This window comes from Rummeliibacillus sp. JY-2-4R, from assembly GCF_053847205.1.
In genome coordinates this window covers 2,337,331-2,352,892 of record NZ_CM132623.1, presented here as the reverse complement: position 1 = coordinate 2,352,892, position 15,562 = coordinate 2,337,331, and the positions used below count along the sequence as shown (strand labels likewise).

The window sequence follows — 15,562 nt, the reverse complement described above, 5'->3', positions numbered from 1 at the left end:
TTCCAGTATAATTATCTTCTATATGACAAGAGGGCCAAATGTTGATATTTATTTTCTAATTGAAATTTTTAGCATCTTATCAATTATTGGTTTTTTATTTGCTATATTCTCTTGGTTGATGTCTAAACGTATAATTTTTTTAATTATTGGATTAATAGGGAACGGGTTCGTTTTGGTTTGCACATTTTTCTTATTGTTAGCAATGGGAATTAGTGAACAATAACTCTTTAACTATCGGGTGCTTAAGTGAAAGAAGAAATAATGATTTTATGTTTAAATTCATATCTAGTTATTCCATTAAAGTGGGTAGGCATATACCAAGAATATTAGCGTAAAGAATCAATTTATAGAGGTTCAATTTAAGTAGCCACCTTTTAACTTTTAGTGTTTATTTACTATTAAATTGTCCAAACAAAAGCGCAAACATTCTTTTGAATCAGCAATTTGTTTATAAATAAAAAAGAAGATCAAGGCTAGAGTATAGCCTTGGTCTTTCAAAGAAACTTAATATTTATTTCTACAACATTATCAACCCTTTTATAAGTAACTCGGTCAATAATTAATCTTAAAAGTCGATTTAATTCAGATACCTCGATTTTGGGATTATATAAATTCGTTAAAACATCTTTAATTCGACGTTTTTTTTCGTCAACTGAGATATCCTGATACTCATTTTGATTTTCTTGAAATTCTGCAATCTCTATATTTACCTTGTTAATGATTTCTTCTTGTTTAAGTTTTAGCTTTTTTGCCTCTTGTAAATTATATAATCCTCCAGCGAATCCATCATTTATTTTTTCTATTTTTTTTGTAGCTTCTTCCTTCGCTTGTTCTTTAATTTGAATAATTGAAGAAATCTTATCTTGGGAATTTCGATTTAATATCTCATTTGAAACGTTTTCTAAATATTTTATTAGTTCATTTTCAATTGAGTTTATAATGACCTTTGTTTTAATTCCAGGATTTCCACATTGATGACCATATGGATCTTTCTTCTGACATTTAATAGTATAATTTGCCTCGCCATTATTAGTATTCTTTCTATTTGTTCTTAATGCATGACCGCATTTACCACAAAATAATATTCCGGATAGAACAAAAGCTCCAGCTCTTGAGGCTTTTGCAACTTTTTGTCTGCTTTCGCGTATTAATAACATTTGCTTATGTTCATCAGGAGTTTTAACAGATTGATGGCAGTTTTCTATTACAATCCATTTTTCTCGAGGATGGTGAATTAAAGGCTGAGTTTTTTTATTTTTATGTCCACTTCCAGTGGTTTTTCCATGAATAATTCTCCCTAAGTGAACCTCATTAAATAATATCCGATCTACTTGAACTCCTGACCATGTGTTTTTTCTTCGTGTAAGAATACCAAGATTGTTAAGTTTAATTGCAATTGCCTCAACTGAAAGACCATTTATATAATCTTGTTTTATCATTTCATATATTGGAAGTTCTTTTTGGTTTACTATTAAACCTTTTGTTTCTGAATTATATAGATATGGAAAGGGGGCTGGACCATTTACCCACTGTTTTAAGTAAAGACCATTAATTTTTCCATCCCTAAATCTTTCTTTTATAGTGATGTATTCTTGACGAGCAACTAATGCTTCTAAATCATTTACTAACTCCTCTTTTTCGTTAGAATAATCATATACTTTATGAGGTGTAAGTACTAACGTGTTTGATGATTTAAAAGCTTGACGATAAGTGGCTACATCTGCCCAATCTCCTCGACTTAATCGATCCGTTTTCATTACAAGTACTGCGTCATATGCACCCTCACGAACTTCTTCTAAAAGTCCTTTAAATACTGGTCTATGTTCAATGCTATCACTGCTACCAATTTCTTTATAAATTACGTATTGAACTCCTAGTTGTTTTGCATATCGAATTAATGCTTCTTGATGTTTTTCTAAATCTACATCTTTATCGCCTCTACTTTTACGTAAATAAATTGCAATTATTTTTATATAAAGTTTGAGTTCCTCTATATGATAAGAAAACTTTTCCATCTTATATTCTCCTTATTCTTAGTGAGTTAATTTGTTTGAACTCCTTTGAATTACATCTAAAATTGATTCTGTGAACCTTTGGATTGCTCCATGACTAGGGCTATTTGAATTGATTTTTATTACATATTGTTCTGCATGTTGAACGGATTCTGTTTTTTTATTTGGATCGTCCATTTTTATATCACCTCTGAATCATTTCAAAAATGATAACAGCAGATTTTCCATATTCTAAGTACCTTTAATGAAGTTTTAATTTTCAGATAAATAATCCCAATTGAACCCTTTTTCTGTCCCTTATTAAGCAATAAACTATATTAAATAGAATGAATATGGTTAAAATAAATGTGAAGTAAATAAAAAAATGAAAGAGGGTGATCCAATGCCTAATACAAATAAACCCAATAGACTCATTGCTGAGACTTCGCCTTACCTATTGCAGCACGCATATAATCCTGTGAACTGGTATCCATGGGGGGAAGAAGCCTTTTCAAAAGCAAGAGAAGAAGATAAACCTGTCCTCGTTTCTATTGGGTATAGTTAGGTTATTTTAAGTACTTGTCACTGGTGTCATGTCATGGCACATGAATCATTCGAGGATGAAGAAGTTGCTGCACTTTTAAATAAGCATTTTATATGTATTAAAGTTGATCGCGAGGAAAGACCGGATATTGATTCAATTTATATGAATGTTTGCCAGATGATGACAGGGTCTGGTGGTTGGCCGTTAAATGTATTTTTGACGCCTAATCAAATACCGTATTATGCAGGGACTTATTTTGCAAAACAAGAGAAATATGGTCGCCCTGGGATGATGGATATCATTCCATATTTGGCAGAGGCCTATCATTCAGATCATGAGCAAGTGGCACAAATTGGAGAGCGCATTGTGAATGCCCTTCATGAGATGTCTACTCAAGAATCCGAAGTAATTCCAAGTACAACTACTAAGAAAGCATTCCAAACCCTTCAACAAAATTTTGATGGGATTTATGGCGGATTTGGGACGGCACCGAAATTTCCAACTGCGGGTCAGTTGTTATATTTACTCCGTTATTATAAGACAACTGGTGCAGAAAATGCGCTAACAATGGTTACGAAAACATTAAAGCAAATTCATGACGGTGGAATTTATGATCATATTGGATTTGGCTTTGCCCGTTATTCGACAGATGAAATGTGGCTAGTACCTCATTTTGAGAAAATGCTTTATGACCAAGCTTTATTACTGGATTGTTATACGGAGGCCTATCAGCTTACTAAAGATGAAACATTTAAGCGTGTTGTGATGGAAACAGTTGAGTTTTTGAAGCGGGAAATGCAGCATCCTGAAGGCGGTTTTTACAGTGCGATTGATGCAGATAGTGAAGGAATAGAAGGAAAATATTATATTTGGTCATATGACGAAATCTTAGCTGTTTTGGGCGATGAAAAAGGGAAAGACTATGCCAAAACCTATGATATCACTCCACATGGAAACTTTGAAGGTAGGAATATCCCAAATCGCATCGAAACCGGATATTCCAAGCTCACCCAAGATGAACTAGAAGAATGTCGAAAACAATTGCTACAATATCGTGAAAAACGTGTCTATCCTCATGTTGATGATAAAATTCTAACAGCATGGAACACATTATTGATCAGTGCGTTGGCAAAGGCAGGGGCAGTATTTCATGAGGATTCTTTTATCCAAATGGCACAGAAAACAGATGAATTTTTACAAAAGAATTTAGTGAAAGATAGAAGACTTCTTGTAAGCTTTCGTGATGGAAATGCCAAACATTTAGGTTTTGTGGATGATTATGCTAATTACCTATGGGCGCTTAATGAGTTATATTTAGCAACTGGGGAAGAAATGTATGTGACTCGGGCTACTGAGATGGCTGAGCAATTGGTAGAACAATTCCACGATGAGCAAAATGGTGGATTTTTCTTAACAAGTCACCACGCTGAAAACTTGATTGTACGGGAAAAATCAGCGATCGACAATGCGTATCCATCGGGGAATAGTACGGCAGCTATGCAACTATTTAGACTTGGGAAAATAACGGAAAACGAAAAGTATATCAACTTAGCAGACGAAATCCTTGCAGCCTTTTCAGCTGATATTAATCGTTATCCTGCCTCTACATTATGGTTATTACAATTACAATTAGCTCATCAAACGGAAACATCGGAGATTCATTTGACACATCCTTCAGAGGAAATACGTCAAATATTATTCTCACAATTTCGACCGTTTGATGTGTGGCATATTGAAAATGAAGGTAACTTTGAAATGCAGATGTGTCAAAACTATAGCTGTCAGTTGGCGATAACTGATGAAAAAGAAGCAATTGTAGCTCTGCAAGGGATCGATAAAGCTAAATAGTGAAGTAAAACGTATTGAACTCCGAATAGTGGAATCTTCCAATTCGGGGTTTTTTCTTGTGAAAATGCTACTCAAGTAGTGACTGGAACTCTAATTATTTTCCTTGTTTGTACTTTTCATCAGATAAGTTGCTTATAGTATTTTCATTATCAATTTGTTGTAATGATTGTCTAACTAACCCAATAAAAGCAAGGGCGACGAGGGAATTTTCATCGCTTCTCCACGCCATGGAAGTTTCAAATGTCGTAGTCTGATATAAAAGTTCCTTATATACAACTCCGGGTACTTCGTGTGTTTGAAATGAAGGTGGAACAAGTGTAATTCCCATTCCAGATGCTACAAATGAAAGGGCAGTCTCTATTTCATAAGCCTCCATCGTTATTTTTGGGATAAACGGCTCTATATTGGAAAATGGTTTAGATTTGCGTTTCCGTTAGTCATAACATTAACTGTTGTTGTTCTTGTGCTTGTGACGATAGCTGAAGTTATAAGCGTAGGTCCATTCTAAATTCTATAATCGTCGAAAAAAAGATCTACAGTACAGCAAATTATAAATCGTCTAAAATATTAATCTAGGAAAATAACAACAAGAGACTAGACTTTCAACTAGTCTCTTGTTTTGTTACGTGGAAGTTATTTTTGGTGGATACCTTACTATATATTTCATTTGAACAATTACAACGTCCTGTTATGAATACCTATTAGCGTTTCCTCATAATCTTTTAATAATGTTTTTAAAAAGTAAAATGGCAGGAGGGGTAAAACCATGGATCAGAATTACCCTATCTATCCATACCTGGGATTTACGCAACGCATCGTGACAATACCGATCACTTTTCCGCCACAACACCAGAATCGACAACCGGGGCTGGAGTGGGCTATGCATCCTCGTCCCATTTTTGATTACCCGGGTTATATCGGTAACAACAAACTAAAGGGTAGAGTAGCAATCATCACAGGTGGCGACAGCGGCATCGGACGCGCAGTTGCAGCAGCTTATGCAAAAGAAGGTGCTGACTTAACAATTGTATACCTGGATGAGCATCGCGATGCAAATGAGACTAAACAATATGTAGAGGCATTAGGTGCCCGATGTCTACTGCTGCCGGGTGACTTGAAAGATCCCGCTACTTCATCTTCAGCTGTAGTACAAACGATCAAAAGATATGGAAGATTAGATATTTTAATCAATAATGCGGCAGTGCAACCTTACACTAAAAGTATTCTGGACGTTTCGAATGAACAACTCGAAAATACATTCCAAACAAACGTCTATCCACTATTTTATATGACGAAAGCTGCCTTACCTTTTTAAAACCAGGAAGCAGTATTATTAACACTACTTCTAGAGTTGCATATGAAGGAGATAAAGATGTGATTGATTATGCCGCATCAAAAGGAGCTATTGTCTCCTTCACCCGAACGATGGCTCTGTCACTTGTAAATCAAGGAATACGAGTAAATGCTGTGGCACCCGGGCCTTCGTGGACACCATTAACAGTAAGTACATATCCTGCTGAGCACCAGCTTACTTTTGGAGCTGATATTCCAATGGGGCGCGCTGCACAGCCATTTGAGCTTGCGCCAGCATATGTATATCTAGCATCCAATGAGTCAGCATATGTGACAGGCCAAGTTCTACATATTAATGGTGGGAAAATTCGATACACATAAGCCTTTTTACAAATGAATGATTAATATGATATCCATTATAAAAAATGTCGGATAATATGTCGGTATTTTTTGCTTTTTTTCTAGTTATGCTTTAAGAGTGTCAGCCCCCTTTTATAGGTGCCTGACACTTTTTTGTTTGTTAGGGAAGTTAATAGGGTATTTACATAAGCAAGATACTTAGTTAGAGGTATCAGTATAAATGAATGAGAGGGAAAGGGATTGATAGCCAACATGTTGTTGAATAAAAAGTTACTATTGGTTTTCAGTATTATCATGATCTGCTTTTTATCTGCTTGTGCCGAGAAGGAGCAGCTCGCTGACGGATCTAAACTAATACATAAAAATCAATTTATATTTGCAGCTTCTGGTGAGTTTAAGCCATTTAGTTATATGAATAATGATCTCACCATGTCAGGCTTTGATATTGAGGTTGGCGAAGCAGTTGCAAAGGAAATGGGCCTCAAACCGGTTCAGAAGCGATTAAAATTCAAAGGGATTGTAGAAGGGGTAAAAACAGGCCGTGCGGATGCAGCTGTTGCCAGCCACACGATTAATCCGCAGCGGAGCAAACATGTTTCCTTCACTACCCCCTACTATTATTCTGGACCGCAAATTTTTACCAGACCGGACAGTAAAATTAAGACTGTCAAAGATTTAGTGGGTAAAGAAGTGGCTGTAGCAAAAGGTTCAACTTATGCGGACACAGCTTCCAAGTATACAGACAATATAAAAACATATGACAGCGATATTACAGCTTTAAAAGCGTTAAGCAGCGGACGTCATGATGCGGTAATCACAGATTTTGTCACCGGGAAAATGGCTGCAAAAGAAGGGTTTAAGATCAAAGGACAGCAGTTAATAAATCGGAGTGAACAAGCCATTGTACTGCCCAAGGATAATCCAAAACTATTGAAGCGGGTAAACGAAGCACTAGAACATCTTCGGGAAAATGGGACACTAACTCGGATAAGTCTCAAATATTTTGGCGAGGACATTACCAAAAAACCAGAATAAATCAACTCCATAGAAAGAAAGGAAGTAGGTACATTGCCAAGCTTTTCACATTTTTTCAACATACTAACGGAAACTAAAGGTGTATTCATCAAAGCTATGCTTTTAACATTAGAGCTGACGGCTGTTTCGATCTTAATAGGAATCGTCATCGGACTTTTCTTTGCATTGTTAAAAATCTCTAAAATCAAAATCTTAGAGCTCATTTCAGATACATATGTCTTTTTGGTCCGTGGAACACCGCTGATTGTTCAAATATTTATCCTCTACTTTGGAATAAGCGGGATTTTCCTTCTTCCGGATTTCTGGGCAGCTTCACTAGCCCTAGCTCTACATAATGGAGCTTATATTTCGGAAATCCTTCGAGGTGCGATTCAGGCAGTAGACAAAGGTCAGATGGAGGCAGGGCGCTCTTTAGGGATGACAAAAGCGCTCACATTAAGGAGGATTATTCTTCCGCAAGCATTCCGCCGGGCGATGCCACCTTTAGGCAACCAATTTATCATTAGTTTAAAAGATTCTTCGTTAGCTGCATTTATCTCCATGAATGAGCTCTTCAATGTAGCGACAACACTAGGGTCCAACAACTTTGACGAAATGACTTATTTGCTTATTGTAGCAGTTTACTATTTATTGCTAGTGGCACTGTTGACATTTATAGTGAACCGATTTGAACTGAAATTAGCAGTAGGCGACAAATAGGAGATGAGGACATTGGGAACAAAGGAAATGATTAAAATAAATCAATTGAATAAATCATTTGGAGACTTACATGTATTAAAAAATATCAATATGACCGTTTTCGAGAGCGATGTCGTATGTTTAATAGGAGCGAGTGGATCAGGGAAAAGTACCCTCCTTCGCTGTTTGAACTTTTTAGAAAAAAAGGATAGCGGAAGTATTTTCATTGAAGAACGTGAAGTTAATCCTAGTACCGACAATCTTAATAAGATTAGGGAAAAGGTAGGAATGGTGTTTCAACATTTCAACTTATTCCCACATAAAACTGTTTTGGAAAATATTATCGAAGCACCGATTATGGTAAAGGGTATAAACAAAGAGGAGGCTATCAAAAAAGCAAAACAATTACTAAATAAAGTAGGCTTGGAGGATAAGTCAGATGTCTATCCTAATAAATTATCAGGCGGGCAAAAGCAACGGGTAGCGATTGCGAGAGCACTCGCAATGGAACCAGACATTATGCTGTTTGATGAGCCAACATCAGCACTTGATCCAGAGCTTGTGGGAGAGGTTTTAACAACCATGAAAGAATTAGCTGAAGATGGAATGACGATGGTTATTGTCACCCATGAAATGGGATTTGCTAAGGAAGTAGCGGATTGGATTGTGTATATGCACGATGGAAAAATTATCGAGCGCGGCAACCCTGAGCAATTTTTCAACCATCCGAAAGAAGAGCGAACTCAGGAGTTTTTAAAGACGACAATGCTGAAATAACAAAAAGACCCTGTCTATAGTTTTAGGCAGGGTCTCGTATGTTTTTTGTAAAATGGTTATTGCTCTTAAATTTCTGCTCTATAGGCATCTAGGAATAGTTGCCCAAGATTACCATTTCCTTTGAAACCTAAATCACGTAGACCATGATCGATCACTGTTAACACAGCTAGAACTTTTTCAGCGAAGGCATTTTCACCCATATGCCCAATACGCAAGATAACATCTTCATATTGCGCCAAAGAAGTAGCGATGTATAGATTGTATGTTTCTTGAATGTGTTGTTGTAATCGTAAAGCGCCTATTTCTGACGGAATGATGACGGCAGTTACTGTATTGGAGCATCCTGATTCTAAGAATAATGTTAATCCATATTCTTGTATTGATTTTCGTACAGCGTTGGCAATTTTCGCATGTCGCCCATAAACCGCCGATTGACCTTCGTTTAAAATATTGTCTAAGGCAACATCTAGAGCTTCAATATTGCCAGCAGGCATTGTATAAGGTAAGGTTCCTTTCTCAATATAACCCTTGAAAATTTGAAGGTTTGCATAATATGAAGCGATTGGTGTTTTACGATCATTCATCGCTTTTTTAGCGTCTTCACTAATGGAAACGATAGCTAAGCCAACAGGTGCTGAGATAGCCTTTTGAGTACCTCCACAGCAAATATCAATCTGATTCTGGTCGACTTCAATTGGTTCACCAACCATTCCAGCTACTGAATCAACCACTGTAAGAATGCCATATTCTTTTAGTAAGGGAGAGAGTTGGCTAACATTATTTAACATGGACGTTGGTGTATCACAATGAACAAAAGTTGCATATTTGAAGTCATGATCTTTTTCTAAATAGTCACGTACTTCTTCAACAGGTATGTCTTTATGATAGTCAAAACTTAAGACAACAGGTTTTCCCCCATACATACTGACAAAATCTTGAAACCCCTCACCGTATATACCGTTATCAAGTACAAGGACACGGTCACCAGGTTCAGTTAAGCTTGCACAGGCAGCTTCTAAAGCGAGAATTCCTTCTCCGGCAAGCAATATTACTTCATTTGTAGTACCCATGACCATGCCCATCTTTTGGGACACCTCATGGTAATAATGGATGAATTCTTTATCAAAATCAGTGTTATTAGTTTTCTTTGCTAACGCTAAGCGTACATTTTCACGTACTTCCGTTGGTCCTGGGGCATAGTTTGGTTTATATCTCATATAAATCGTCCTTTTCAATCAGTTTATGTTCTAGGGTAAGGTTAGCAAATAATTGGTATATTTTAAAGTATCAGATCACTCAAAAATCGAGTTGTCAATTCAAATAAACTATCTATTTATTGATCTGTGACAGTTAGAAATTTGTTACATGATTAAGTAATTTTAGAACTTATCTTATTATTTCTATTTGAAAATCCTCAACAAATGATAAGATATTAAATAAAACATTTGGAAAAACTCTAAAAGAAGCGGGATTAATAGAAGACTTCGAGCCTTAGGTTAATTTTGGAGCAGGATTAACACGAAGAACAGATTTAGTGAGTAAAACAAACACAGATCAGATAAGAATGGAATGGTGTGGAGGAGGAATACTCCACAAGCCAAGCTGCAATAGATAATTACACTTTAACAAAACTTTATAATTAACTTTATAATTACGGGAGGATATAGTATTTTTCCTGATTTTCTGCTCTAATACTCAATAAAAGAGGGAAACCACTAAGATGGTTTCCCTTTAAAATGTTCTGTCTCCTTACCGAGCAAGGACAATTATCATCATGATTCCCATTTTTTTGTAGAACTATTCAAGGAAGTAGAGATGGAATGAGATAAATGAACTCCTCATACAATAGTTGGGAGATGGGTATTTCGATCTATTTTAGCTGAGTAATTTCTGCCAATATTTCATAGGAATGGAGGCGAGCCTTATGATCATAAACCTGGGCGATTGCCATGATTTCATCGGCTTGACTTTCATCCAAAAACTTTTCCAGCTTTTCTTTTACCGTTTGAGGGCTGCCGATAATTGAAGTTCCTAATTGATTCTCAAGGGCAGCAATTTCATAGTCGCTCGCTATATCATTAATATTATCCACTGGCGGCTGCAATGGGACTTCCTTCCCGCGCATCAAATTCAAGAACTGCTGTTGTAATGTTGTAGCGAGCCGCTCAGCTTCTTGATCTGTGTCGGCCGCAATGATGTTTAGCCCTACCATTGCATGCGGTTTCTCCAGTACTTTAGAAGGCTTAAACGAACGGCGATATAGCTGGATAGCCGGCAGTGTATTATGCGGTGAGAAATGGCTCGCAAAGGCAAATGGCAGTCCAAGTTCTCCTGCCAGTTGGGCACTGTATCCGCTTGAACCTAACAGCCAAATAGGTATGTTTAATCCCTCACCCGGAATTGCTTTAACATGACTATATCCTTGTGCCAGGGAAGGGTCAAAATAATTCCGGAGCTCAGCCAGCTGCTCAGGGAAATCTTCTCCTGAACTTCTCAAGTCACGTCTTAATGCACGTGCGGTAAGCTGATCAGTGCCTGGTGCACGGCCCAAGCCAAGATCAATGCGTCCTGGATATAATGATTCCAGAGTACCAAATTGCTCAGCAATAACAAGAGGTGCATGATTCGGCAGCATAATGCCGCCTGAACCTACCCGGATTTTTGATGTACCTGCTGCAACATGGGAAATGACTACTGAGGTTGCAGAGCTGGCGATAAATGGCATATTATGATGCTCAGCGAGCCAATACCGGTTATACCCCAGCTTTTCAGCGAGCCGGGCCAGCTCCAAAGTATTGCTAAAAGAATCAGCCGGCGTATTTCCAACTGCAATTGGAGAGAGATCCAGGACCGAGAATGGAATATTCGTAATTTGTTTTGTATCATTTTCTGACATATGCTCATCTTCCTTCTTTAAAAATTTCGTTTCAAACCAATAAAAGAATTTACAGGTTGTTTTCGTTGTCTTCTTTTAATACTTCAATCTAAATCACATTAATTTAACTGATTTAATATTGCAGAAAATAGTACGCCCTTTATTAGACTAATTTACTGCAGCCTGAGACAAAATTTCATAAGAGCGCAACCGTGCCTTATGATCAAAAATCTCTGTATGAGCCATTATTTCATCAGCGTTAGTCTTTTCTATTAACTCATGGAGCTGTTGCTTCACACCTGCAGGGTCCCCGATGATAGAAGTGAAAAGTTGTTCTTCAACCGCTCTGCGTTCATTATCGTTCCAAAGGTCGTCCATATTATCAACAGGAGGCAAAATGGGCGAGGACTGTCCACGGGTTAACAAAAGAAATTTTTGATACATCGAAGTAGCAAGCCTTTGAGCCTCCTGTTTCTCATCAGCAGCCACCACTTGAACGGCTAACAGTACATAAGGCTCCTCCAAAAATTGAGACGGACGAAAATAATCCCGGTACAGTTTTATGGCCTCCATCATGTTACCTGGAGCAAAATGTCCCGCGAAAGAGAATGGTAACCCAAGTATTCCAGCCAATTGTGCACTATATAATCCTGAACCTAATAGCCAAATTGGCACATTTGTTTTTTCGCCGGGAATGGCGTGAAAACTAAATGAACCATTCTTAGTTGCTGTTCCTGTACCATAAAGATATGCTATTAGCTCCTCGAGCCGAGCATCAAATTCAGGTTCACCTGCAACCCGCTGCCGCAATACATTTGCTGTATATTGGTCTGTGCCAGGTGCTCGCCCCAATCCAAGGTCAATACGGCCAGGGAAGAAGGCTTCTAATGTTCCAAATTGCTCAGCCACGGAAAAAGGAGAATAATGGGAAAGCAGCATTGCGCCTGATCCAATACGCATTTTTTCAGTGACAGAGGCTACTCGTCCAATTACGATCGGGGATGCTGAACTCGCCATTCCTGCCCAATTATGATGTTCAGCTAGCCAAAACCGTTTATATCCCCACTTTTCTGTTTTCTTTGCTAGATCAAGCGTGTTTTGGAGAGAAATTTCGGCTGATCCTCCCTCGACAATTGGAGATGGATCTAGTACTGAAAGTTCTATTTTCATTGTTATAATTCTTCCTCCTTTTATACAATTTAATTCTTTAATGCTGGCCTGTTCCTTTATGGGTTGGAAAGTAGGGTAAAACAAATTCTCCAAGTTCCTGAATGACTTCCTCTGGAGGGCGCTTGGAAAAATACAGAACAAACGCCAAATGGTTGACACCAATCGCTTGAAATTGATGAAGTAGATCAACTAAACGGTTTCTTCCCACGGAATAGCCTAAGGGTATGGGGACAGGCATTTCATCGGGATTTTCCAATAAATCGATGAACAAGCTTTGAGAGAAGGGTTTAAAATCTCCTGGAGCATGAACTTCAGTTAAAGCTCGATAATCCTGGATAAGCTGCGCCTGTTGAATAATGTTTCTTGGGTATTGAAGCCAACCATCCCCATTCCTGGCTATCCAATTGATAGACTGATTGCTAAATCCAGTGACCATGGTCGGAATAGAAGTTACAGGCTTTGGGATTAACCTCATATCTGTACCATCAATCAGCCCGGCGTGGCTGTGGATTGTCGGCTGATCCTCTTTTAACAGCCGGTCGAGAATTTCAAAATTTTCTTTAAATAACGGACCGCTTTCTTGCTTAGATATCCCTAAAGCTGTAAAGTCTTTTTCCCTGTCCCCTGATGCCACCCCCATAATTAATCGACCTGGAAATAATTGATCGATTGATGCCGCTTCCTTGGCTACCCTGACGGGGTGGCGCAAAGGGAGAACTACACTTCCTGTCACTAACGCAATGTGCTTCGTATAGGCAGCAAGATACGTCAAATAAATCCATAAATCATACTTTTGGCCGTTATCATCAATATTCAAATTCTGCATCGTAATATCACGGAGCCATAATGAAGCAAAGCCATATTCCTCAATTTTACGAGCAAGCTCCAGCTGATTCTCCATAATCGGATTTTTAGACATCTTGGCAGTCGGAAGGACAAATCCGAGTGTCATTTTGTCTTTCTGGTACATGCTGTTATAGGCACGATGATTTTGAAAACTCACTCTTGGTCCTCCTTAAAAGGTTATATTTTTAAGCCTATATACTTTTCAACCTGTTTAATGGTTTCCTCATTGCGTCGATAATAAGTCCATTGTCCGATTCGTTTCGTTTCCACAAGCCTGCTTTGCAATAGGATAGACAAATACTGGGAGGTAGTGGACTGTGATAGTCCTACTTTGCTGCGAATATCACTGACACAAACCCCGCCACCAAAGCCTTTTTCTTTGATGACATGGGACTGTGGGGGAAAGTTATTTTCAGGTTCTTTCAACATTTGCAGAATATTTACTCTTATTTGATTTGACAGAGCCTTGAAAATTTCAACTGCCTGTTCGTCATTTATCATATTTGATTCCTGATTCAACACTGCCCGCCCCTTTCTGATCTTATTAATATCTATTTTGCTTGGAATGTGTATAAACTAACCAAACAAAAGGATATTGATAATTTGCGATATCTCTATATTACTTTCTACATTCCCAAAATCAAATTTTATGCTCAGGGCTAGGAAGCAGCTTTGAAGGAACTACACAAATTAGCTTTAGAGAACAGGTGGCGAAGAAAAGGATTTTTTTGCCTATCTTTTAAATGGTTTGGGTTGGTATTAGAGAAGAAAAAAGAAGTCCAGCAATTGGTCAAATTTCATCTGGAGGCACTGGGCACAACAAACAAATTATAGTGAGTTTCAATTATCGAGCAGGTAGGTTAGGAAGTGATTTATGTAGGATTAGGGTTGAGGGCGAATTGAAGGGTAATTGAAATACTTGGTCAAGGACATGCTAGGAAATCTTTTAAAAGATAATGCCAAACAGCTGAATATAACCTATGAAAAAGCTATAGTGGAATTTGAGAATATCGAGTCAATTTTTCTTGACTTGATAAACTGTAAATATTAAAATCACAGTAATTCCTTTTGAACAGGAAGCAATCAATTTGAAAAGTGGCTTTTACAATAGTTTAGTTTGTTAGGGACATTTACCAGCTTCGAACGTCTATACTGTAAACTATTTCATTACAGTACGTGTAATAAAAAACTGTAACTTTTTTTATTACATTAAAAGGGGGTGATTTTGTATTTTTTATAAACATTAATAAATACTTTTATTAAAATTGCATGAAATGGAAGATATAATAATGGCTACTCACACGTAACAGAACAAACATTTAGCCCTGAAATTGAAGAGGGATTAATTTTAGTAGATTTTTTGGCCCCTAGTGTAGTCCTTGTAAAATGATTGCACATGCACTTGTCTAGACATTTCACTGATTGAACGTTGGAAGTTCTCCAGCTGATGCTTTTCGCAATATACTAGAACTTGCACTTCTCGCTGGAAAATTAGCTAAAATTGTTAACAGCTATAAGTAAAAATACGAATATATGAAAAAGTGTTATCAATAAATCTTTTTCTTTTTGAGGAGGAAAAAATAATGAGTAAAAAAGCACTCTTAATTATACCGCCAGAACGTTTTAATGAAGATGAGTTATTCAAACCAAAAGAAGAGCTTGAAAATGCAGGAGTCGAAGTAACCATTGCTAGCACGTTGGCAGGTGAAATTACTGGTGACTATGATGGGAAAGCAACTGCTTCGGTTATTTTTTCAGACGTATCACCCACAGAATTTGATGTTGTTTCTGTAATTGGAGGATCTGGTACAAATGATCATCTATGGGGAAATCAAGAATTACAAGGCTTTTTAAAGCAAGCTTACAATGAAAAAGTTCTTGTAACAGGTATTTGTGCAGGGGCTGTTACAGTTGCTAAAACTGGTTTGCTTTCTGGAAGAGAAGCAACTTGCTACCCAATAGATGTTCAAAAGAACGAATTGATAGCTGTTGACGTTAAATATGTTGAACAACACGTTGTTGCTCATAGTGATATTATTACTGGCGATGGTCCACAAGGTGCGAAAGAATTTGGAAAAGCCCTTGTTAAAGCATTACGTTAGTTCTACATTTTAGTTGGATAGTTTGTGGTTCGGAAGTGAATTT

The 15,562-nt window shown here is 37.5% G+C and carries 13 protein-coding genes and 2 pseudogenes; 7 read left to right on the top strand and 8 right to left on the bottom strand.

Annotation, left to right across the window (positions count from 1 at the left end; translation table 11 throughout):
• Positions 1 to 494 precede the first annotated feature (494 nt).
• Entirely contained in the window at positions 495 to 2,015 is a 1,521-nt protein-coding gene (locus ACWV26_RS11365) for a recombinase family protein (protein WP_455894866.1), read from the bottom strand.
• Between the two features lie 18 nt (positions 2,016 to 2,033).
• Complete coding sequence (locus tag ACWV26_RS11360; RefSeq protein WP_455894865.1) at positions 2,034 to 2,189, bottom strand: hypothetical protein; 156 nt, start codon at positions 2,187 to 2,189, stop codon at positions 2,034 to 2,036.
• Between the two features lie 205 nt (positions 2,190 to 2,394).
• On the opposite strand from ACWV26_RS11360, the pseudogene ACWV26_RS11355 reads away from it, so the two are divergent.
• Positions 2,395 to 2,901: pseudogene (locus ACWV26_RS11355) on the top strand (thioredoxin domain-containing protein); the annotation flags it as partial.
• A gap of 18 nt (positions 2,902 to 2,919) precedes the next feature.
• A complete protein-coding gene (locus ACWV26_RS11350) occupies positions 2,920 to 4,383 on the top strand; it encodes a thioredoxin domain-containing protein (protein WP_455898234.1) in 1,464 nt (487 codons plus the stop codon).
• A gap of 94 nt (positions 4,384 to 4,477) precedes the next feature.
• Here ACWV26_RS11350 and ACWV26_RS11345 read toward each other — a convergent pair whose 3' ends face one another.
• Positions 4,478 to 4,765, bottom strand: a complete 288-nt coding sequence (locus tag ACWV26_RS11345) for a LysR substrate-binding domain-containing protein (RefSeq protein ID WP_455898233.1) — start codon at positions 4,763 to 4,765, stop codon at positions 4,478 to 4,480.
• Positions 4,766 to 5,149: 384 nt separating this feature from the next.
• Here ACWV26_RS11345 and ACWV26_RS11340 point away from each other — a divergent pair.
• From ACWV26_RS11340 to ACWV26_RS11325, 4 genes and pseudogenes are all read left to right on the top strand, one after another.
• A pseudogene (locus ACWV26_RS11340) lies at positions 5,150 to 6,057 on the top strand (SDR family oxidoreductase).
• A gap of 231 nt (positions 6,058 to 6,288) precedes the next feature.
• Positions 6,289 to 7,071 (top strand): transporter substrate-binding domain-containing protein, encoded by a 783-nt coding sequence (locus ACWV26_RS11335; RefSeq protein ID WP_455898232.1) that lies wholly within the window; start codon positions 6,289 to 6,291, stop codon positions 7,069 to 7,071.
• Between the two features lie 33 nt (positions 7,072 to 7,104).
• Positions 7,105 to 7,770 (top strand): amino acid ABC transporter permease, encoded by a 666-nt coding sequence (locus ACWV26_RS11330; protein WP_455894864.1) that lies wholly within the window; start codon positions 7,105 to 7,107, stop codon positions 7,768 to 7,770.
• 27 nt (positions 7,771 to 7,797) lie between these two features.
• The gene (locus tag ACWV26_RS11325; protein WP_455898231.1) at positions 7,798 to 8,526 is read left to right on the top strand and encodes an amino acid ABC transporter ATP-binding protein; all 729 of its coding nucleotides are present in this window, start codon (positions 7,798 to 7,800) and stop codon (positions 8,524 to 8,526) included.
• 65 nt (positions 8,527 to 8,591) lie between these two features.
• On the opposite strand, the gene ACWV26_RS11320 is transcribed toward ACWV26_RS11325, so the two are convergent.
• The 5 genes from ACWV26_RS11320 to ACWV26_RS11300 all read right to left on the bottom strand — a co-directional run bounded on the left by ACWV26_RS11320 (position 8,592) and on the right by ACWV26_RS11300 (position 13,918).
• Positions 8,592 to 9,743, bottom strand: coding sequence for a pyridoxal-phosphate-dependent aminotransferase family protein (locus ACWV26_RS11320; protein WP_455894863.1), 1,152 nt, complete (start codon positions 9,741 to 9,743; stop codon positions 8,592 to 8,594).
• A gap of 653 nt (positions 9,744 to 10,396) precedes the next feature.
• The gene (locus tag ACWV26_RS11315; protein WP_455894862.1) at positions 10,397 to 11,422 is read right to left on the bottom strand and encodes an LLM class flavin-dependent oxidoreductase; all 1,026 of its coding nucleotides are present in this window, start codon (positions 11,420 to 11,422) and stop codon (positions 10,397 to 10,399) included.
• A 147-nt stretch (positions 11,423 to 11,569) separates the two neighbouring features.
• Complete coding sequence (locus ACWV26_RS11310) at positions 11,570 to 12,571, bottom strand: LLM class flavin-dependent oxidoreductase (RefSeq protein ID WP_455894861.1); 1,002 nt, start codon at positions 12,569 to 12,571, stop codon at positions 11,570 to 11,572.
• A gap of 37 nt (positions 12,572 to 12,608) precedes the next feature.
• Positions 12,609 to 13,574 (bottom strand): TIGR03571 family LLM class oxidoreductase, encoded by a 966-nt coding sequence (locus ACWV26_RS11305; RefSeq protein WP_455894860.1) that lies wholly within the window; start codon positions 13,572 to 13,574, stop codon positions 12,609 to 12,611.
• Positions 13,575 to 13,594: 20 nt separating this feature from the next.
• Positions 13,595 to 13,918, bottom strand: a complete 324-nt coding sequence (locus ACWV26_RS11300) for an ArsR/SmtB family transcription factor (protein ID WP_455898230.1) — start codon at positions 13,916 to 13,918, stop codon at positions 13,595 to 13,597.
• Positions 13,919 to 15,000: 1,082 nt separating this feature from the next.
• Here ACWV26_RS11300 and ACWV26_RS11295 point away from each other — a divergent pair.
• Positions 15,001 to 15,519 (top strand): DJ-1/PfpI family protein, encoded by a 519-nt coding sequence (locus ACWV26_RS11295; RefSeq protein ID WP_455894859.1) that lies wholly within the window; start codon positions 15,001 to 15,003, stop codon positions 15,517 to 15,519.
• Positions 15,520 to 15,562: the final 43 nt, after the last annotated feature.

Bases quoted from the DNA above. Each gene is read 5' to 3' on its own strand.
- ACWV26_RS11365 (WP_455894866.1), bottom strand. From the start codon at position 2,015: ATGGAAAAGTTTTCTTATCATATAGAGGAACTCAAACTTTATATAAAA.
- ACWV26_RS11360 (WP_455894865.1), bottom strand. From the start codon at position 2,189: ATGGACGATCCAAATAAAAAAACAGAATCCGTTCAACATGCAGAACAA.
- ACWV26_RS11350 (WP_455898234.1), top strand. From the start codon at position 2,920: ATGTCTACTCAAGAATCCGAAGTAATTCCAAGTACAACTACTAAGAAA.
- ACWV26_RS11335 (WP_455898232.1), top strand. From the start codon at position 6,289: ATGTTGTTGAATAAAAAGTTACTATTGGTTTTCAGTATTATCATGATC.
- ACWV26_RS11325 (WP_455898231.1), top strand. From the start codon at position 7,798: ATGATTAAAATAAATCAATTGAATAAATCATTTGGAGACTTACATGTA.
- ACWV26_RS11320 (WP_455894863.1), bottom strand. From the start codon at position 9,743: ATGAGATATAAACCAAACTATGCCCCAGGACCAACGGAAGTACGTGAA.
- ACWV26_RS11315 (WP_455894862.1), bottom strand. From the start codon at position 11,422: ATGTCAGAAAATGATACAAAACAAATTACGAATATTCCATTCTCGGTC.
- ACWV26_RS11310 (WP_455894861.1), bottom strand. From the start codon at position 12,571: ATGAAAATAGAACTTTCAGTACTAGATCCATCTCCAATTGTCGAGGGA.
- ACWV26_RS11300 (WP_455898230.1), bottom strand. From the start codon at position 13,918: ATGATAAATGACGAACAGGCAGTTGAAATTTTCAAGGCTCTGTCAAAT.
- ACWV26_RS11295 (WP_455894859.1), top strand. From the start codon at position 15,001: ATGAGTAAAAAAGCACTCTTAATTATACCGCCAGAACGTTTTAATGAA.